Origin of the sequence: Caloramator sp. Dgby_cultured_2, assembly GCF_028872215.1 — a bacterium.
GTDB lineage: Bacteria > Bacillota > Clostridia > Clostridiales > Caloramatoraceae > Caloramator > Caloramator australicus.
The window spans coordinates 70,294-88,304 of sequence record NZ_CP118396.1; the positions used below are offsets into that span (position 1 = coordinate 70,294).

The following is an 18,011-nucleotide window of genomic DNA, read 5'->3' on the forward strand; positions in this document are numbered from 1 at the left end:
AAATTATCTCAGATAAATTTTTCCAAGTCAATAAATTACTGCAAATCAAGAAATAGTTTGATATAATAAACTTAAGAACATGTCAGGGGTGATGTTATGGATAATGTTTTAAATATAATTAAAGATTTTACCCAAACCTATCATCAAAAGCTTATATCCCTTGCAAGGGCTGCAGAAAATTCATTAAATGTTCTTAATATAAGCGATGAAGCAAAGAAATTAAAGGAAGAAGGAATAATTTGCGATCTTAATGAAGGAAATGCTCCATATAGGCCAAGATATATAGTTGTTGACTTTGAAAAATTTTTTAAAAATGGAAGCGATTTTTTAAGACTTAATCCTCCAAATGATATATGGGAGGCTACTAATAATCTTTTAATATTATATAAGCATATTCCCTCAATAACAAGCTTCCCAGTTTATATAGGCAACATAGATTATTTGCTTGAACCCTTTATTGAAGATGAGAAGGAGGCATATAAAGCTATAAAATTATTTTTAGAGCATATTGATAGAACCATTACTGATTCATTTTGTCATGCTAATATAGGTCCTAAAAGAACAAAGGCAGGAGAAATAATTTTAAAAATAACGAGGGAACTTCAAAATTCAGTTCCCAATATAACTTTAAAGTATAGCGATGAGACCGATGATGATTTTGCAATTGAAGCAGTTTTAACATCCTTAGATACAGCAAAACCAAGTTTTGCAAATCATGATATGTTTATAAAGGATTTGGGTGAAAAATATGCTATAGCCAGCTGTTATAATGGGCTGCCAATAGGTGGAGGAAGTTATACTCTTGTTAGACTTAATCTTGCCTATCTTGCTAAAAAGGCAAAGGATGAATTTGATTTTTTAGATAATATCTTACCCTATGCAGTTGATGTGATGGCAAACTACATGGATGAAAGAATAAGATTCTTAGTTGAAGAGTCAAACTTTTTCCAAAGCAGCTTCCTTGTTAAGGAAGGGCTTATAGACAAGGATAGGTTTACAGCTATGTTCGGAATTTTTGGCCTTGCAGAGTGTGTTAATTATTTTATAAATTCAAACAATGCTTTTGAAAGGTTTGGTCATGGAAAATATGCTAATGAACTTGGTATAAAAATAATAGAAAAGTTAGACGAAGAAGTGAAAAAACATAAAAATAATTTCTGCAAGTTTTCTAACGGAAATTTCCTTCTTCATGCACAAGTTGGCATTGATACAGATAAAGGAATAAGCCCAGGGTGTAGAATTCCAATTGGTGAGGAGCCGGAGCTTCCACAGCATCTTTTACAGCCTGCACCTTTTCATAAATATTTCCCTTCTGGAATAGGGGATGTCTTTAGTTTTGATGTTACAGCAAAAATAACCCTGAGTTTATCTTAGATATTATAAAGGGTTCCTTTGCAAGCGGTTTAAGGTATATATCCTTTTATGGGAACGATAGTGATGTTATAAGGATTACAGGTTATCTTGTAAAAAAATCAGACATAGAAAAGCTAGAAAAGGGTGAACAAGTTTATAACGATACTGTTGTATTAGGACTTGGTTCAGTTAAAAATCAAAGGATTCTTGAAAGAAAGGTAAGGAAAATATGAAGGCACCTGTTAATAAAATAATTCCCTTTAGTAGTGTTGATGGGCCTGGGAACCGATTTTCTTTATTTTTTCAAGGATGTAATTTTAACTGTCTTTATTGCCACAACCCAGAAACGATAAACTTATGTAATAACTGTGGAATTTGCCTGGAAGTTTGTCCAAAGGGTGCTTTAAATATTATTGATGGGAAGGTTTTATGGAAGGAAGCTCTTTGTGTAAAGTGTGATTTGTGTATAAAAGAATGCCCCAATCTAAGCTCGCCTAAAGTTAAATATATGTCGGTTAAAGAAATTTTAAATGAGGTTTATAAATATAAACTTTTTTATCAGGGGTAACTGTATCCGGTGGGGAATGTATGCTTTATGCCGAATTTTTGAAGGAATTATTTAAAGAAATAAAGAATTTAAACTTAACTTGCTTTCTTGATTCTAACGGATATATTTTGTTTGAAGAATTTAATGATTTATTGAATTTAACTGATGCAGTCATGCTTGATGTAAAATCCTATGATGAAAAGGAACATATCATGCTCACAGGAAAAAGCAATAAAAATGTTTTGAGGAATTTAATCTATCTTGGAAGCATAGGAAAACTATATGAAGTGAGAACAGTTGTAGTTCCAGATGTTTTAGATAATGTTAACAATATTGATAGTATAAGCAAAATGATAGCAAATATTGATGACAAAATAAGATACAAGCTTATAAAGTTTAGACCTTTAGGCGTAAGGAAGGAATTTTCAAGAATAAAAAGTCCAACGGATGATTTTATGATAAAGTTAAAAGAAATAGCCGTAAATAATGGTTGTAAAAATGTTATAATAACGTGATAAGGAGGAATAGTATGGGTCTTGATGAAAAGAAAGCTTTAGATGCTTTAGAGGAAATGAAAAAATTTTTAGATGAAAGACCTCACTTAGATATTAAGGAATTAAATTCAAAAGAAACAGTTTTAGTTATAGTTGATATGATAAACGGATTTTGCAAGGAGGGAAACCTCTCAAGTCCAAGAATAAAGGCTTTGATTCCAGAAACAGAAAGAATACTAAGGCTTTGCAAAGAAAATGAAATAAAAGCCATTGCTTTTGTTGACAGCCATAGTGAGGATTCCCCTGAGTTTAGTTCATATCCAAGTCATTGTGTAAGGGGAACATGGGAAAGCGAGGTTGTGGATGAATTAAAAGAGGTAGCAGAACTAAAAATAATTAACAAAAATTCTACTAATGGTTTTTTAGAGGATGAGTTTCAAGATTGGCTAAAGAATAATCCTCAGATTAAAAATTTTATAATCGTAGGTGACTGCACAGATATATGTGTTGAACAATTTGCCAATACCTTAAAGGCATATTTTAACATGAAAAATATAAAAGCAAGGGTTATAGTGCCAATAAGTGCAGTAGAAACTTATGATTTAGGATATCATTATGCAGAACTTTTAAATATAGTTGCATTAATGATAATGGCAGGAAATGGAGTTGAAATAGTAAAGACCGTAAAATAAGAGGATGCTTTGCATCCTCTTAGCACTTATTTATCATTATGTTTAGTATTACATCATCTGTTACAGACATTCCTAATGTTCCAACCGTGGCAAGGTTAACTATCGTTTTTTCAACATCATCTTCAATTATTCCGTCATGTTTTGATACCTCAATTCCTGAAACAGCAAGAAGTGCTGACTGAACTGCAGCAGATGCTGATGTTGCAAGTTTTAGGGCACAGCTTGGCTTAGCACCATCGCATACAATTCCAGTAAGGTTAGCAACCATATTCTTTATTGCTTTGGTTATATTATCATATGCCCCACCTAAAAGATAAGTAATTGCACAGCTTGCACCAATACCTGCAGCGACACCGCATCCACAAACAGGTGAAAGTCTTCCTAAATGGGTTTTTATATGGTAGGTTATTAAATGGCTTATTGCAATAGCTCTAGCAAGCTTTTCACTGCTACAGTTTAATTTTTCAGAAACTGCAACCACCGGCAATATTGCAGTTAACCCCTGATTACCACTTCCTGCACTGCTCATAACAGGCAAGGTTGCTCCGGACATCCTGGCGTCTGCTCCGGCTGCTGTTAGGGCCATAGCAAAATTGTGAATGTCATCGGACAAAATTCCTTTTTGATATTTTGAATAATGTTTTTACCGACATTAAGGCCATAATTTTTGTCTAAACCCTCCTGTGCAATTTTTTTATTCATTTCAACGCCTTCTAGTAAGAATGCTATTTCTTCAAAATTTACTGATGTGGCAAATTCATATATTTCTTTTATTGATAGCCTGTGGCTTTTAGAGCATAAGGCGATTTCTTCTATTTCATCCTTTAAAATTACATTTCCATTTCTTTCAATATATATTATTTTGTCATGCTTATCCTTGATGATAACTTTAACATAGGAATCCCCTTTATAAAGAATAGATTCAATATATAGCTTGTCCTTAGTTTCCTTGAGAAAGATTTTTATCTTATCATTTTTTAAAAAATTTTTGCCTCTAAAAGCAATTTATCATCTACATCTTCAAGTATATTAAGCCCTTTGTGGGAGTTTCCTATTAAACTTCCTACAGCAGCTGCAATATCAAGACCTACCATATCAGTGTTTGGGACATAAACCCCCATTCCGTTTTTTAAAACATTTTTACTGACAAAAACTTCAACTTTTTCAGGGATATCATTAAGTTCATCCTTTGCCCTTCCACAACATAGGGCTACAGCTACGGGCTCAGTGCAGCCAAGGGCAGGTTTAACTTCACTTTTTAGTATTGTTAAACAGTGGGTATCCATTAATATTTCCTCCTCAATTATTCTTTCTTCTTTGGTTTAAATTCTATAATTTTTGATTTTAATTCCTCTTCTTCTGTAATGTGTTCGTGATTATAAAGGTGCTCTGAGCAATATGCATGTTTTCCGGCACATTTTGAACAATATCTAAATTCCATAGTAGGATCATCTATATCGGTTATACCGCAGACGGTGCATTTGTGATGATAATTTTTTGACTTTGGAAGTTTGCTTTTAAATTCTTTTCTTCTTAAGTATGAGTATCTTCTTGTCTTTGCCCTTGTAAATATTTCATCTCCAAAGAATATTAAAAAGTTAAGGACGGAGAAAAGAGCTGTAATTTTTGAAGGAAAAGGACTAAATAAAACAGCGTATCCGAGGGATATCCAATAAACATATCCAATATATTTTACCTTTATTGGAAGGATGAAAAATAAAAGTATTTCCATATTAGGGAAAAGATAAGCAAAGGCTAAAAATAACGATAGATTAAGATAAAAGGATGTTCCATATCCTCCGGTTATAAACATGGCTGCTATTGTTGCTAAAGTTCCGATAAGGTAATAAAGGTTAAACTTAAAGGAACCCCAATAATTTTCGAGGGACGTGCCTATCATGTAATAAAAATAGAGGGTTATTATAAGCCAAAGGGGCTAAAGGTTGGTGGAATAAAGAGGAAGGTTATAAGGCGCCAAATTTGTCCTTTTAAAACAAGATTTGGAATGAGCATAAAATTATCGATTATAGATGGATTAAAGGTAGATATTAAATAGGTTGCGAAGGTTAAAGTTACGATATACAACATTAAATTTTTTATTGAATATTTATGATATTTATTTTCCAGCTTATATAACCACTTCATGTCAATCATCCCTTCAATTGTATTTTAATTATATTATAACCTAAAACAAAATTTTTTTCATTAAATTTAACTATGTGATAAAAATCACTGATTGGGATGAGATAAAGTAGTATATTTAAATTGTAAAATTAATCAAAAGGAGGAATAAACATGAGTATGTTTTGTTTTCAATGCCAAGAGGCTGCAAAGGGTATAGGTTGCACGCTAAGGGGTGTTTGTGGAAAAACTGATGATGTTGCAAGAATGCAGGATCTTTTTATGTATACTTTAAAGGGCATTTCGTTATTTAACATTGTTGCAAAGGAAAACGGCATTCAATTTGATGATGTTGATAAATTTGTGATGGAGGGTTTGTTTGCTACAATCACAAATGTTAATTTTGATAAAGTTTACTTTGTTGAAAAGATTAAGGACGCACTTATCGTAAGAGATAATATTAAACATGCTCTTTCAATTAAAGGAATAAATATTAGCGATATTAATCATGATGCAGCTATTTGGACTGGAAGTGGAAATGACTTTGATTCCAAGGCATTAGAAATAGGAATTCTTTCTACAGAAAATGAAGATATAAGATCATTAAGAGAGCTTATAACTTACGTGTTAAGGGAATGGCTGCCTATGCTTATCACGCATATCAATTAGGCTTTAAGGATAACGAAATTTTCAAATTTATGCAAAGGGCACTTGCAGCAACTTTAAATGATAGTTTAACTGCGGATGAGCTTGTTGCTCTTGCAATGGAAACTGGGAAATATGCAGTAGACACAATGGCCCTTTTAGATAAGGCTAATACTTCAACATATGGAAATCCTGAAATAACAAAGGTTAATATTGGAGTTAGAAATAATCCAGCTATCTTGATAAGTGGCCATGATCTTAAGGATCTTGAAGAGCTTTTAAAGCAAACAGAGGGGACAGGAGTTGACGTTTATACTCACGGTGAAATGCTTCCAGCCCATTACTATCCAGCATTCAAGAAGTATCCTCACTTTGTAGGAAACTATGGAAATGCATGGTGGCAACAGGATAAAGAATTTGAAAGCTTTAATGGACCAATCCTTATGACAACTAACTGCTTAGTCCCACCAAAGGATTCATATAAGGATAGGGTATATACAACAGGGGTTGTAGGCTTCCCAGGAGTTAAACATATAAGTGAAGGTGCAGATGGAAGAAAGGACTTTAGTGAAATTATAGAACATGCAAAGAGATGTAAGCCGCCTGTTGAGATTGAAAAGGGCGAAATAGTTGGTGGATTTGCCCATAATCAGGTTCTTGCCCTTGCAGATAAAGTTGTTGAAGCTGTAAAAGCGGTGCAATAAAGAGATTCTTTGTAATGGCAGGCTGTGATGGTAGAATGAAGTCAAGGGAATATTATACAGAATTTGCAAAGGCCCTTCCAAAGGATACAGTTATATTAACAGCAGGATGTGCAAAGTATAGATATAACAAATTGGATCTTGGAGATATTGGAGGAATCCCAAGAGTTCTTGATGCAGGACAATGCAACGATTCATACTCTCTTGCAGTTATTGCACTAAAACTTAAGGAAGTATTTGGTCTTAATGACGTTAATGAGCTTCCAATCTCATACAATATTGCTTGGTATGAACAAAAGGCTGTAACTGTTCTTCTTGCATTGCTTTACCTTGGAGTTAAAAATATTCACCTTGGACCAACACTACCAGCCTTCCTTTCACCAAATGTTGCTAAAGTTTTAGTTGAAAAGTTTGGAATAGGTGGAATAACAAATGTTGAAGATGATTTAAAAATGTTTTTAGGCTAATATAAAAACTTAAACTTAAGTGCCTGGCACTTAAGTTTAAGTTTTTATTTATATACCTATATTTTTATCCTTTTTGAAATACCTATTAGGATATATTGTTCATTGTATTTTAAAAACAATATAAGCCCTAAAAAACAGAACAGTGCGGCTGATAAGGCAGTTAACCTTATACCGATTTCGTTGCTTCCGTTTCTTTTGTATAGTAAAAGTGAACTTAAAACCAGCATAGAAAGCATCTGACCAACCTTTGACATAAATGTCCTAGTGCCAAAGAATATTGCCTCTCTTTTAGAACCTGTATGAATAGCATCAAACTCTGCTATATCTGCAATAACTGCGTTAGGCAATATTCCAAAAACTGCCATAGGAATTGAGGCAAAAATAACTAAAAGATATGCTTGAATAGTATTGGATATCGGAAGCTTTCCTAAAAGAAACCCAATGAGTAGGTAACTATAAAAAGAACAAAGGCAAAGATAAGAAGTTTTTTCTTCCCATATTTTTGCAAGTAAATTAACCGGAACATAGAATATAAAGGATCCTACCCCTAGTAAAATCAATAGAATGCTTAACATAGCTTCAGGAAGGTCCAACAAAATAGTTATATAGTATAGGAGAGCATTTTGAAATGTGGTAATTGCTATCCAGTAAACTAAGTCGGAAAAAACAAATACTTTAAAATCCTTGTTTTTAAAAGTGGCTTTTATAGATTCTACCATTTTAATTTCTGAAGGAGTTGCTTCACAATATTTTTTTCTTCTATTGTAAATACGGGGATTAGCAAAAATATTAAAGCAATTAATGAAAGTATTGAAAAAGTGATTAATATAGCACTTCTTTTGCTATAGCCCATATTTAAAAATATATTCCATATAACAGGGGCCTGAGAGGCAACGGCAAAGCCTAAAAACCATGTAATGAAAATCGCTGTAGAAAGATTAAGTCTTTCTTCGGGTGTATGTCCAAGTTCTGAAAGCAGCGCAAAATAAGGTGTTACATACATCGTCATAAAAAGATAGAATAGAAGAAGTAGTATTGTTAAATATAAAGCGTTATAATAACTTTCACTATTAAAAGGAGTCCAAAATACAAGAACTGTTGTGAGCGTAAAGGGAATAGCAGAATACTTCATAAAAGGGATTCTCCTACCATCTTTAGATTTACACCTGTCACTTAAGGTTGCAATCCATGGGTCGGTTATTGCATCAAAAATCTTCCAAGCATCGTAATTAAACCAATGATAGTTAAAAAACCAAAAAAGTAACCTGAGGAATCAAAGTAGAAATTCCTGACTTTTCAGTAGGAATATAGTAGAAGATAAGGTATGTTCCTATTATTCCTGATAAAATTGACCAGCCAAATTGCCCTAATGAATATGCTACGAGTTTTGAAAAAGGTAGTTTTTCCTTCATGTTATCCCCCACATTTGAAAATTTTTAAGAAAAAGAGAATAGAAAAGGCTTTCTATTATATTTTAAGATATTTTGTTTAAATAGTAAATAAGTAAATTGGAAATTTTCAGAAAATTGCTCTATAATTGTAATTAAGATAGGCTGAGGGGGGATTGAATGAAAGATTTGCAGTTAAATCAAGAAGATCTGAGAAGAGAATATTTTTTAAAGGGCAGAGAAGAAGGGTGTCTTTTAATTCATGGATTTACTTCAACGCCTGCTGAACTTAGGGAATTAGGACACTTTTTAAATGAAAAGGGATATACTGTTTATGGTGTTAGATTGCATGGGCATGGGACTTCAATTGATGAAATGGAAAGATCTACATTTAAGGATTGGATAAAATCTGTTGAAGGGGGACTAAATTTTTTAAAGGAAAGCTGTTCTAAGATTTATGTTATAGGCCATTCTATGGGTTCACTATTAGCGTTATATATTGCTGAAAATTATGATATAGATAAGGTAGTAGCTCTATCACCTCCGTTAATCTTAAAAAACAAAACAGGGAACTTTGCCTTTATAATAAAGTATTTTATGAGATATGCAAAATGGCCACCAGAGGAAAGACCAGAAGAAGAAAAGAAATACCTTCTAGGGTATGATAAAATTCCAGTAAAGTCAATTCATGAATTTAATAAATTAAATCGCTTGGTAAAAAGAACTTAAAAAAGTAAAATCACCTTTATTTATTGTTCAGTCCGAAAAGGATAGCACTGTGGATATTGCAAGCGTTGATTATCTTTATAACGCAGCTACATCTTCTGTGAAACAAAAGTGTATCTTAAAAAAGTGCGGGCATAACATAACAATTGAATGTGAAAAGCATGATGTTTTTAATGCAGTATATAAATTTTTAAATTCATAAAAACTTCAAAATCTAAACACTAAAGGGAGTTTGTCTACAACCTAAAATCCGGATAAAAACCTAATCCGGATTTTTACTTTTGCAAATTTACAAGTTTACTTATGATAATTAGATGATAAAATTATTTATAAAGAACTTTAGAACATACGAGGTGAAGGATGGTTAAGGAAAAGCTTGTTAAAATAAACGAGGAATACATAGTTGTAACCTTTGATGAAATTTTCTCAAGATACAAGAACTTGATACATAATTTGTGTAAAAAGTGGCAAAGCAAGTTAGAGTATGCTGATCTTTTTCAGGTTGCAAGCATAGGACTTTATAAGGCTTTTTAGATTACGATATTTCAAAAGATATAGAGTTTTCTACTTTAGCCTATACCTACATAAAAAATGAAATAAGAAGTTTTTATAGACAAGCCCAGAAAAACTTTGGATACATTTCATTAAATCAAGAACTTTATTATGATTCCAATAGAAAAATAGAAGATATAATAAAGGATGAAGAGTTTGAACATAAGATTTTAGAGGAAATAACCAAAGAACAGGATATAAGAAGAATATATGAAGCATTTAGGCACCTTACATCAAGGCAGGAGGAGATAATAAAAAGTATTTTTTAGAAGGTAAAACAATGCAAGAAATAGCGGATGATTTAGGTTTTCATGTAAGTTATATAGGAAAGGTTATAAAAAACTCTGTTAAAAAGATAAAGGATAATTTAGACTTGTAATAATTTCCTAAAGGAAAATAATTTTCTACAAAAACTATTGTCATAAATAAAAAATTATGATAATATATAAAATGTAAAGAATAAATTTAAAATATTTTCTTATGGGGAGGATGGGAAGATGAAAAAGTTTGTTTGCACAATTTGTGGTTATGTTCATGAAGGAAGTGAAGCACCAGAAAAATGTCCACAATGTGGTGCGCCAAAGGAAAAATTCATAACAAAGGAAAACGGAGAGCTCGTTTGGGCTGATGAACATAGAATTGGAGTTGCAAAGGGAGTTGATCCAGAAATAATCGAAGGTTTAAAGGCAAACTTTATGGGAGAATGCACAGAAGTTGGTATGTATCTTGCAATGAGCCGTCAGGCAGATAGAGAAGGATATCCTGAAGTTGCAGAAGCATATAAAAGAATTGCCTTTGAAGAAGCAGAACATGCTGCAAAGTTTGCTGAGCTTTTAGGGAAGTTGTAACAGATAGCACAAAGAAGAACCTTCAAATGAGGGTTGAAGCTGAATACGGAGCATGTGAAGGCAAGCTAAAACTTGCAAAGAGGGCAAAGGAACTTGGCCTTGATGCTATCCATGATACTGTTCATGAAATGTGCAAGGACGAAGCAAGACACGGTGCAGCATTTAGAGGTCTTTTAAAAAGATATTTTGAATAATCTCCCCTCTTAATAAAGGGGTATCCCCTCAGGCCGCATTATGCGGCCTTTATAATTTAACAATTTTTTAACAAATTTATAATTCTTTGTTTATTAAAAGATTTTAAAATAAAATCAGGAGGTGAGAGGATGGTAAGATTAAATATATGTATAGATATCGATGGAACAATAACAGATCCTTTCTATTGGTTAGACTTAGCAAATTATTATTTTAATAAGAATCTAAAAGAAGACGATGTTAAAGAATATGAAATTTATAAAGTATTAGGGGTTTCTGAGGAAGAATATAATAAATTTTATGACATGTATTCAGAGCTAATACATTTTAGAGCAAAGCCAAGAGAATTTGCTTCTAAGGTTTTAAAGGACATCTCCCAAAAGCATAATATTTATTATGTTTCTGCCAGGGAACCCAAATTAATGAATATAACTGAAAAGTGGCTTAAAAGGTATAATTTCCCAAAGGGCGAAGTTTATTTACTAGGAACCCATAACAAAATTCAGAAAGCAAAAGAGTTAAGATGCGACATTTTCATTGAAGACAGGTATGAGAATGCAGTCCAACTTGCAAAGGAAGGCTTTAAGGTTTTACTTATCGATTGTCCATATAATAGAAAACTATTAAAAGAAGGTATTTATAGAGTGTTTAACTGGGAACAAATCCATGAGATTATTGAACTAATAGAAAAAGAAAAGGAGATTGCATAAAATCACCATTGGGTGGTTTTAAATTTGTTTTATCACTTTTTAGATTCTTTGATACGGTTTATCAGCTTCATGTAGGGGGTCGACAATTTTAGTATATCTATCCTCATGTTATTACTGCATATTTTACTAACGAATTTATTAATTAACTTATTATTTAGATTCCTTACTAACTTATCAATTTCATAATCATCTAAACCTTCTAAGAACCTTCTAAGAATTAGGGAATTGTAATAGTTTTTAAATAAAGGCTTTGTTAGAATTTCATATTTTGCCCTTCCTAAGATATCGTAGGCACAATACACGCCGGTTAAAACCGATGCAAACTGCCCAAAACCAAGACCGGGGCTTATTGTTCCAAAACAATTTCCTATAAAGTAAGTATTATCTATTTTAGGCCTTATGCATATCCCCATCATGTATCTTGTTATTTCAAACCTATCGGTTATTTTTAAGCTTTGTTTTAATTCGCTGCATGCCAAGTTATAGAAGGCTTCCCACATATCGTTTATATCTAATTTAATATTGTTAGGGTAATCAGGATAAGCTATAACTAAGTTTGCTTCTTTATCAGAAAAAGGTATTAGCCATGCATATCCTTTAGGGATTATCTCATAATTAAACCATACATGAGGGTTGTCAGTAATAAAATTTCCAACAACCGTAGCTCCCCTTATAGTGCATGTAAGGTCACATCTGTAATTACCTAAGTGTGTAGCATATTCTCCATCACCTGTCGCTATTACTATATAATCAAATTCCTTACAAAGTTCTTCATATTCATATTTAGAGTTAAAAATAATATTACTTTTAACTTGTTTTTTAGCTGATTTTCAAAGGAGTTTTCATGCCTACCCCTTATATTGGTATAGCCTATCTTACCAATTATATCGCTTTTTCATTTTTAGAATGGATAGTTAATTTATTTACTTCTTTTATAGGTTGTAAATCTATACTGAATTTTTCTTTTATATAGGGAATGCAATCCTTTATGGGCCTATTTAATATTTCAAACATAGCTTCTGCATTAATAAATCTATCCCCTACTCTATTTCTTTTTCGAAAATTGTTGGCATTATCCCATATCTTTCAAGTGTAATTGCACAAGATAGTCCAGAGATACCAGCCCCCATAATAGCTACCTTCATTTTTCCACCTCCTTAACTTTATATTGTGAAAAATAAAGCTGTTTATACCAATTATTTTTGTGTTAAAATATTTAAAAGTCCTTTTTGGGGAATCACTATGATCTATGATGAGAACTATATAAGAGGTATAATTAAAAAATTATTTTCAATGGATATTAAAGAGATAAGATCAATAGGACATTATGAATTAAATAGGCACTATGTTTTTATATTAGACTCAATAACGGTCAAAAGATTGTTTTTAAGATATTTGGTATAAAAAATAGAATGCCAAGAGAGATAGCCTCCCTTAGTCTATTAAAAAATTCTACTTTAAAATGCCCTAAATATTTTAAGCATGGGGTCTTAGATGATGGTAATGAATGGATGATATATGAATATATTGAAGGGGAAGCATTAGATAATTTACTTAATACTTTGCCTTTGGAACAATTAAAAAAATATTTTTGAAACAGGTCAGGAATTAGGCAAAATTCATTCCATTAAAACCTTTAATTTTTTTGGTGACTGGGATGATAAGGGAGAAAGTGTCCACAATATAAAGGATTATTATACATATTTTGTGAAAAGTTTCGAATTTCAATTATGTGAATTGATGCAACAAAATATAGATGATAAGGTAATTTTAATTGAAGCTGCAGAGAAAATAAAAAGGAATTTTAATTTAATAGAGAATATTAAAGAATCAAGGCTTTGTCACAATGACTTTGATGGGCGAAATATATTAATTATCTGTCAAAATGGTGAATACAAAGTAAATGGAATTGTCGATTTTGAACAAAGTTTCCCAGGAAATATAGAAATGGATATTGCCAGGTTGTATTTTAGGTATTTTTGGAGAACAAAGATATCGAAAAATCATTTTTTGAGGGGTATAAAAAATATATTAGTATTGATGATGGTTTTTTGAAAGGCTTGATTATTATCTTTTGAGATTAGGCTTTGGAATTTGTTGCTGGACGTATTATAAGGCACCGGAATATTACAAACAAGGGTTAGAATTAGTAAAAAAATATATTAATAAATTTTAGGTGGTGAACTATGAAAAAAGGTATTTTAACTGTCTTATTAATTGCATTTATTGGAACTATAATAATGGGCTCGTATTTTATAGGGATTATTTCAGCTATATTTTCAACTTCGGTCCCAAGATTTTTTGCCTATTTAATCGTTTTTATAGCTTTATTTATTATAGGCTCATTTGTCTATGTTGCCTTTGAAAGAATTAAGGAAATAAAGGAGGGGAAGGAAGATGATATTAGTAAATACTGATTTTATCACGGGTAAAGAGCTTGAGACTTTGTCTATTGTTAAGGGCTCAGTTGTCCATTCTAAGCATATAGGGAAGGATATTTTAAGCGCACTTAAAACTTTAGTTGGCGGTGAGATAGTATCCTATACTGAGATGATGAACGAAGCAAGGGCTATCGCGACCAAAAGAATGGTGGAGGAAGCTGAAAAGTTAGGAGCAGATGCTATAATTAATGTTAGATATGCCACCAGTAATATAATGCAAGGGGCTGCAGAAGTTATCGTTTATGGGACTGCTGTAAAGTTTAAGTAAAAATGCTAACCTCTCACTGGCAAACAACTTGCAAGTGAGAGGTTTAATTTTAATAATATTTGTAATCTTACTTGTATTCCTTTTCAGCAGCTTCTGCATCTTCTTTTGTTTTATGAATTGTGCCCTTTGGATGCTCAGGTGGAGCATAAATAGAATAAAGTTTAAGCGGTTTATTACCTGTGTTTATTAAATTATGCCACTTGCCTGCGGGTATCAAGATTGCATAGTTATCGTAAACATTTGCTTTAAAATCTAACCTGTCTTTTCTATCCCCCATCATGACAACTCCCTGCCCTTCTTCAATTCGCAAGAACTGATCAACATCAGGATGAATTTCTAAGCCTATTTCCTCGCCAGGCTTAATACTCATCAAAGTAAGCTGAAGATGATTTCCTGTCCATAGAGCTAAACGGAAATTATTATTTTGCTTAGTAGCCTTTTCAATATCAACTACAAAGGGTTTGGAGCCATAATCCTTAAGCTCAATTAAACCTTCATTTTGATAATGCCCTGAATAATCTGGTCTTGACTCAGAGCGCATATAGCATGAATCATCATAGGTAAAATCATCGCTATAAAAAGGCATATTAACAAAGTAAGGGCATGGATAAGAAATGAAGGGGGTAAACATAGTTTCCTTAGTGTTTCTTGTTTGATTCATTAAGTAAGGGCAAAAATAAGGATAATACATATTCTTTCCCTTTCAACATACTCACAATAATATTATATGAATGGTAGGATCAAAATGTTAAATTAGTCGACAAGAATCCTAACAGATTCTTTATGAGATACTTTGTATGTTCAGCTCTTATTGGATAAAAAATTATTGTGCAACAGAATTAAAAACTTTTGTCTTGACAAACTAAAATTGATAAGCTTAATAATATAAAAATTTCAAGAGGGTGAAAAAATGAAGGGTAAAATTGGTGTTCATAACAGGTTAATAAAGGAAAAATCTCCTTATCTCTTGCAACATGCCTACAATCCTGTTGATTGGTATCCTTGGGGAGAGGAGGCATTTAAAAAGGCTAAATCTGAAGATAAGCCTATATTTTTGAGTATTGGATATGCAACCTGCCATTGGTGCCATGTTATGGCCCATGAAAGTTTTGAAGACCAAGAAGTGGCAAAACTTATGAATGAAACATTTGTCAGTATAAAAGTTGATAGGGAAGAAAGACCTGATATTGATGCAATTTATATGACGGTATGCCAAATGATGACGGGAGGAGGAGGTTGGCCTCTAACTATAATAATGATATCGGATAAAAAACCATTTTACGCTGCGACATATATTCCAAAGGAAAGCAAGTTTGGTAGAATTGGAATGCTTGATTTAACTAAAGAGTAACAGAAGTCGCCCACTTCTATAAGTGGGTGATGAATGTTGATTGATAAATTCTTTTTATGATATAATCAGTATTACAGGAAGGAGGTGTAACTTTGCTAAAGGCTTATAAATACAGGATATATCCAACGAAAGAACAAGAAGAATATTTTGCAAAAGTATTTGGTTGTGTAAGATTTATATACAACAAAATGCTACATGACAAAATAGAATACTATAAAAAACAGGAGAAATGCTAAACAATACACCTGCACAATATAAAAAGAATATTCTTTTCTAAAAGAAGTAGATAGTCTTGCACTTTCCAACGCACAACTTAATTTAGAAAAAGCATATAAAAATTTCTTTAGAGATAAAAAACAGCCTTTCCAAAGTTCAAGAAAAAGAAAGGTTACCAGTCTTATACTACAAATAATCAAAATGGGACAGTAACACTTGAAGATAGTTATCTAAAAGTTCCAAAGTTAAAGACAAAAATAAAAATAAAACAACACAGACAATTTGAAGGAAGAATTAAATCCGTAACTATATCAAAAACGCCAACAGGTAAATATTATGCTTCTATACTTGTAGAAGAAGAAATTAAAGAATTACCTAAAATAGATAGAAAAGTAGGTATAGATTTAGGAATTAAAGAATTTGCTATTTTATCTGATGGAACAAAGGTAGAAAATCCAAAATGGTTAAGAAAAACAGAAAAAAGAATTAAAATTATACAAAAATCATTATCAAGAAAGCAAAAGCAAAGTAAAAACTATGAAAGGACAAGACAAAAACTTGCAAAATTATACGAAAAAATATCAAATCAAAGAAAAGATTTTCTTCACAAATTATCTTCTAAAATTATACACGAAAACCAAGTGATAGTTTTAGAAGATTTACAGGTAAAAAATATGCAACAAAATCATAAATTAGCCAAAGCAATAACAGAAGTATCATGGGCAGAATTTAGAAGGATGTTAGAATATAAAGCAAGATGGTATGGCAGAGAAATAATAATAGCACCACAAAATTATGCATCAAGTCAAACATGTAGTGAATGTGGATATAAAAATCCTGATGTAAAGAATTTAGCATTGAGAGAATGGAAATGTCCAAAGTGTGGTGCAGTTCATGATAGAGATATAAATGCAAGCAAGAATTTGCTAAAATTAGCCATGTGATTGGTATATATGGGGAAGGAACAGCCCTTTGAGCGTGGGTAATCTGGTAACAGAAGTTACCTTGACCACGAAGCCACCACTTCTATAAGTGGGGGTAGTTCACTATAAGAGAAAAGCGGGAAAAGCCTTTGCTTGATGATAAGATCCTTACTGATTGGAATGGTTTAATGATAGCAGCTCTATCTAAAGCATATATGGCAATTGAAGATAAAAAATATAAAGATGCAGCAAGGGATGCAGCTGATTTTATTTTAAATGCACTTGAGAAAAAGGGAAGACTTTATCATATGTATAGAGATGGTGAGTGGAAGGTATATGGCAATCTTGATGATTATGCATTTGTTATTTGGGGATTATTAGAATTATATGAGGCTTCCTTTGAAATAAAATATTTGGAGGCTGCATTAAAACTGAATGAAGATGTATTTAAGTATTTTATTGATGATAAGAGTGGGGGATTTTATTTTACACCTTATGATAACGAAGAGCTTCTAATTAGAAATAAAGAGATTTATGATGGCGCAATACCATTTGGAAATTCTGTTATGATGTTAAATCTATTAAGGCTTGCAAGGATTACAGGGAAAACCGAATATGAGGATAGTGCTCATAAACTTTATAGAGCCTTTTCAAAAATGTTAAAGATATGCCTATGGGTTATTCATTTTTACTTTGTGCAGTTGAATTTGCTATTGGGGATAGTTTAGAAATAGTAATAGTAGGAGATAAAACGTCAAGTGGAACTAAGAATATGGTTAAATTAATTAACGAAGAATTCTTGCCAAACAAAGTTATGATTTTAAAACCAACTGATAAAGATGAGGCTAAAAGATTACACAATATTGCAGAATATACAATAAATCAAACCTTGCTAAATGACAAGACAACAGCCTATGTTTGCAAAAATTTTGTATGTAATAATCCTACCAATGATCCCATTGAAGTAAAAAGATTGATCGATGATAATTAAAACCATTATTAAATGCTGATTGTAAACAAACCTTCTTTGGTGTTCAGATTTTGCAAGAGCTACGTGAATGGATTTCAAAAAGGCTTCTCTCATAAGCTTTAGCAATTCTTGCTTTTCGACTTTTGAAAACAAAGAAAAGCTTAGAATTGCTTAGCGAAATGAGCGAATGCCGGGGAAATCCTTCACGGGGCTTATCAAAAACAACTTTTTCAACAGCCTGTATTAAATGGAGATTAAAATATTAAAGGAATTAATTTTTATCTATGATAAAGAGCCTCTTACGGTTTAATAGATCAATAAAATTAAACGAAAGAGGCTCTGATAATTTAAAATCCATTACTAAATAACGTTTGATAAACAACTATTAATTTATAAAACTTTCTGC

At 32.0% G+C, this 18,011-nt stretch carries 17 protein-coding genes and 8 pseudogenes; 18 read left to right on the top strand and 7 right to left on the bottom strand.

What is annotated here, in order from left to right:
• Positions 1 to 96: 96 nt before the first annotated feature.
• The 3 genes and pseudogenes from PWK10_RS00455 (at position 97) to PWK10_RS00465 (ending at position 3,086) form a co-directional block, all read left to right on the top strand.
• A pseudogene (locus PWK10_RS00455) lies at positions 97 to 1,586 on the top strand (YjjI family glycine radical enzyme).
• A pseudogene (locus tag PWK10_RS00460) lies at positions 1,583 to 2,415 on the top strand (YjjW family glycine radical enzyme activase). The pseudogenes PWK10_RS00455 and PWK10_RS00460 overlap by 4 nt, the downstream one beginning before the upstream one ends.
• 14 nt (positions 2,416 to 2,429) lie before the next feature.
• Positions 2,430 to 3,086 (top strand): cysteine hydrolase family protein, encoded by a 657-nt coding sequence (locus PWK10_RS00465; protein WP_274767038.1) that lies wholly within the window; start codon positions 2,430 to 2,432, stop codon positions 3,084 to 3,086.
• 19 nt (positions 3,087 to 3,105) lie between these two features.
• Here the strand turns inward: PWK10_RS00465 and PWK10_RS00470 are convergent, their stop codons facing one another.
• The 3 genes from PWK10_RS00470 to PWK10_RS00480 form a co-directional block, all read right to left on the bottom strand.
• Positions 3,106 to 3,699: an L-serine ammonia-lyase, iron-sulfur-dependent, subunit alpha gene (locus tag PWK10_RS00470; protein ID WP_274767039.1), complete on the bottom strand. Its 594-nt coding sequence runs from the start codon at positions 3,697 to 3,699 to the stop codon at positions 3,106 to 3,108.
• A 364-nt stretch (positions 3,700 to 4,063) separates the two neighbouring features.
• Positions 4,064 to 4,372, bottom strand: a complete 309-nt coding sequence (locus PWK10_RS00475; protein ID WP_274767040.1) for a hypothetical protein — start codon at positions 4,370 to 4,372, stop codon at positions 4,064 to 4,066.
• 17 nt (positions 4,373 to 4,389) lie between these two features.
• Positions 4,390 to 4,899 (bottom strand): hypothetical protein, encoded by a 510-nt coding sequence (locus tag PWK10_RS00480; RefSeq protein WP_274767041.1) that lies wholly within the window; start codon positions 4,897 to 4,899, stop codon positions 4,390 to 4,392.
• Between the two features lie 482 nt (positions 4,900 to 5,381).
• Between PWK10_RS00480 and hcp the strand changes: the two are divergent.
• A pseudogene (gene hcp, locus PWK10_RS00485) lies at positions 5,382 to 7,020 on the top strand (hydroxylamine reductase).
• A 56-nt stretch (positions 7,021 to 7,076) separates the two neighbouring features.
• Here hcp and PWK10_RS00490 read toward each other — a convergent pair.
• A pseudogene (locus PWK10_RS00490) lies at positions 7,077 to 8,233 on the bottom strand (MFS transporter).
• 31 nt (positions 8,234 to 8,264) lie between these two features.
• Positions 8,265 to 8,432 (bottom strand): hypothetical protein, encoded by a 168-nt coding sequence (locus PWK10_RS00500; RefSeq protein WP_274767042.1) that lies wholly within the window; start codon positions 8,430 to 8,432, stop codon positions 8,265 to 8,267.
• Between the two features lie 156 nt (positions 8,433 to 8,588).
• Between PWK10_RS00500 and PWK10_RS00505 the strand changes: the two genes are divergently transcribed.
• The 5 genes and pseudogenes from PWK10_RS00505 to PWK10_RS00525 all read left to right on the top strand — a co-directional run bounded on the left by PWK10_RS00505 (position 8,589) and on the right by PWK10_RS00525 (position 11,436).
• Entirely contained in the window at positions 8,589 to 9,137 is a 549-nt protein-coding gene (locus PWK10_RS00505; protein ID WP_274767043.1) for an alpha/beta hydrolase, read from the top strand.
• A gap of 49 nt (positions 9,138 to 9,186) precedes the next feature.
• Positions 9,187 to 9,336 carry a hypothetical protein gene (locus tag PWK10_RS00510; protein WP_274767044.1) on the top strand — a complete coding sequence of 50 codons (150 nt, stop codon included), beginning with the start codon at positions 9,187 to 9,189 and terminating at the stop codon, positions 9,334 to 9,336.
• 158 nt (positions 9,337 to 9,494) lie between these two features.
• Positions 9,495 to 9,668 (top strand): hypothetical protein, encoded by a 174-nt coding sequence (locus PWK10_RS00515; protein ID WP_274767045.1) that lies wholly within the window; start codon positions 9,495 to 9,497, stop codon positions 9,666 to 9,668.
• 515 nt (positions 9,669 to 10,183) lie between these two features.
• Positions 10,184 to 10,728, top strand: a pseudogene (locus PWK10_RS00520) (NADH peroxidase).
• Between the two features lie 129 nt (positions 10,729 to 10,857).
• Positions 10,858 to 11,436: a 5' nucleotidase, NT5C type gene (locus PWK10_RS00525; RefSeq protein ID WP_274767046.1), complete on the top strand. Its 579-nt coding sequence runs from the start codon at positions 10,858 to 10,860 to the stop codon at positions 11,434 to 11,436.
• A 32-nt stretch (positions 11,437 to 11,468) separates the two neighbouring features.
• On the opposite strand, the pseudogene PWK10_RS00530 reads toward PWK10_RS00525, so the two are convergent.
• Positions 11,469 to 12,581, bottom strand: a pseudogene (locus PWK10_RS00530) (NAD(P)-binding protein).
• Positions 12,582 to 12,678: 97 nt separating this feature from the next.
• Here PWK10_RS00530 and PWK10_RS00535 point away from each other — a divergent pair.
• The 5 genes from PWK10_RS00535 (at position 12,679) to PWK10_RS00555 (ending at position 14,145) form a co-directional block, all read left to right on the top strand.
• Positions 12,679 to 12,840, top strand: coding sequence for a hypothetical protein (locus tag PWK10_RS00535; protein WP_274767047.1), 162 nt, complete (start codon positions 12,679 to 12,681; stop codon positions 12,838 to 12,840).
• A gap of 8 nt (positions 12,841 to 12,848) precedes the next feature.
• Entirely contained in the window at positions 12,849 to 13,031 is a 183-nt protein-coding gene (locus tag PWK10_RS00540; RefSeq protein WP_274767048.1) for a hypothetical protein, read from the top strand.
• 112 nt (positions 13,032 to 13,143) lie between these two features.
• Positions 13,144 to 13,491, top strand: coding sequence for a phosphotransferase (locus tag PWK10_RS00545; protein ID WP_446715274.1), 348 nt, complete (start codon positions 13,144 to 13,146; stop codon positions 13,489 to 13,491).
• Positions 13,492 to 13,622: 131 nt separating this feature from the next.
• On the top strand, positions 13,623 to 13,853 hold the full coding sequence (locus PWK10_RS00550; RefSeq protein WP_008907421.1) for a hypothetical protein: 231 nt from the start codon (positions 13,623 to 13,625) through the stop codon (positions 13,851 to 13,853).
• Positions 13,834 to 14,145 carry a YbjQ family protein gene (locus tag PWK10_RS00555; protein ID WP_008907420.1) on the top strand — a complete coding sequence of 104 codons (312 nt, stop codon included), beginning with the start codon at positions 13,834 to 13,836 and terminating at the stop codon, positions 14,143 to 14,145. The genes PWK10_RS00550 and PWK10_RS00555 overlap by 20 nt, the downstream gene beginning before the upstream one ends.
• A gap of 67 nt (positions 14,146 to 14,212) precedes the next feature.
• Here the strand turns inward: PWK10_RS00555 and PWK10_RS00560 are convergent, their stop codons facing one another.
• Positions 14,213 to 14,836, bottom strand: a complete 624-nt coding sequence (locus PWK10_RS00560) for a cupin domain-containing protein (protein WP_274767049.1) — start codon at positions 14,834 to 14,836, stop codon at positions 14,213 to 14,215.
• Positions 14,837 to 15,055: 219 nt separating this feature from the next.
• Here PWK10_RS00560 and PWK10_RS00565 point away from each other — a divergent pair.
• The 4 genes and pseudogenes from PWK10_RS00565 to PWK10_RS00580 form a co-directional block, all read left to right on the top strand.
• Positions 15,056 to 15,490: pseudogene (locus tag PWK10_RS00565) on the top strand (thioredoxin domain-containing protein); the annotation flags it as partial.
• Positions 15,491 to 15,588: 98 nt separating this feature from the next.
• Positions 15,589 to 16,656 (top strand): annotated as a pseudogene (gene tnpB / locus PWK10_RS00570) (IS200/IS605 family element RNA-guided endonuclease TnpB).
• Between the two features lie 128 nt (positions 16,657 to 16,784).
• Positions 16,785 to 17,363 (top strand): hypothetical protein, encoded by a 579-nt coding sequence (locus tag PWK10_RS00575; protein ID WP_274767050.1) that lies wholly within the window; start codon positions 16,785 to 16,787, stop codon positions 17,361 to 17,363.
• Positions 17,309 to 17,626, top strand: coding sequence for a hypothetical protein (locus PWK10_RS00580; RefSeq protein WP_274767051.1), 318 nt, complete (start codon positions 17,309 to 17,311; stop codon positions 17,624 to 17,626). Before PWK10_RS00575 ends, PWK10_RS00580 begins: the two co-directional genes overlap by 55 nt.
• Positions 17,627 to 18,011: the final 385 nt, after the last annotated feature.

Excerpts from the sequence above, each read along its gene's own strand:
- PWK10_RS00465 (WP_274767038.1), top strand. The coding sequence starts at position 2,430 with ATGGGTCTTGATGAAAAGAAAGCTTTAGATGCTTTAGAGGAAATGAAA.
- PWK10_RS00475 (WP_274767040.1), bottom strand. The coding sequence starts at position 4,372 with ATGGATACCCACTGTTTAACAATACTAAAAAGTGAAGTTAAACCTGCC.
- PWK10_RS00480 (WP_274767041.1), bottom strand. The coding sequence starts at position 4,899 with ATGTTTATAACCGGAGGATATGGAACATCCTTTTATCTTAATCTATCG.
- PWK10_RS00500 (WP_274767042.1), bottom strand. The coding sequence starts at position 8,432 with ATGAAGGAAAAACTACCTTTTTCAAAACTCGTAGCATATTCATTAGGG.
- PWK10_RS00505 (WP_274767043.1), top strand. The coding sequence starts at position 8,589 with ATGAAAGATTTGCAGTTAAATCAAGAAGATCTGAGAAGAGAATATTTT.
- PWK10_RS00515 (WP_274767045.1), top strand. The coding sequence starts at position 9,495 with ATGGTTAAGGAAAAGCTTGTTAAAATAAACGAGGAATACATAGTTGTA.
- PWK10_RS00525 (WP_274767046.1), top strand. The coding sequence starts at position 10,858 with ATGGTAAGATTAAATATATGTATAGATATCGATGGAACAATAACAGAT.
- PWK10_RS00535 (WP_274767047.1), top strand. The coding sequence starts at position 12,679 with ATGATCTATGATGAGAACTATATAAGAGGTATAATTAAAAAATTATTT.
- PWK10_RS00540 (WP_274767048.1), top strand. The coding sequence starts at position 12,849 with ATGCCAAGAGAGATAGCCTCCCTTAGTCTATTAAAAAATTCTACTTTA.
- PWK10_RS00550 (WP_008907421.1), top strand. The coding sequence starts at position 13,623 with ATGAAAAAAGGTATTTTAACTGTCTTATTAATTGCATTTATTGGAACT.
- PWK10_RS00555 (WP_008907420.1), top strand. The coding sequence starts at position 13,834 with ATGATATTAGTAAATACTGATTTTATCACGGGTAAAGAGCTTGAGACT.
- PWK10_RS00560 (WP_274767049.1), bottom strand. The coding sequence starts at position 14,836 with ATGTATTATCCTTATTTTTGCCCTTACTTAATGAATCAAACAAGAAAC.
- PWK10_RS00580 (WP_274767051.1), top strand. The coding sequence starts at position 17,309 with ATGGGTTATTCATTTTTACTTTGTGCAGTTGAATTTGCTATTGGGGAT.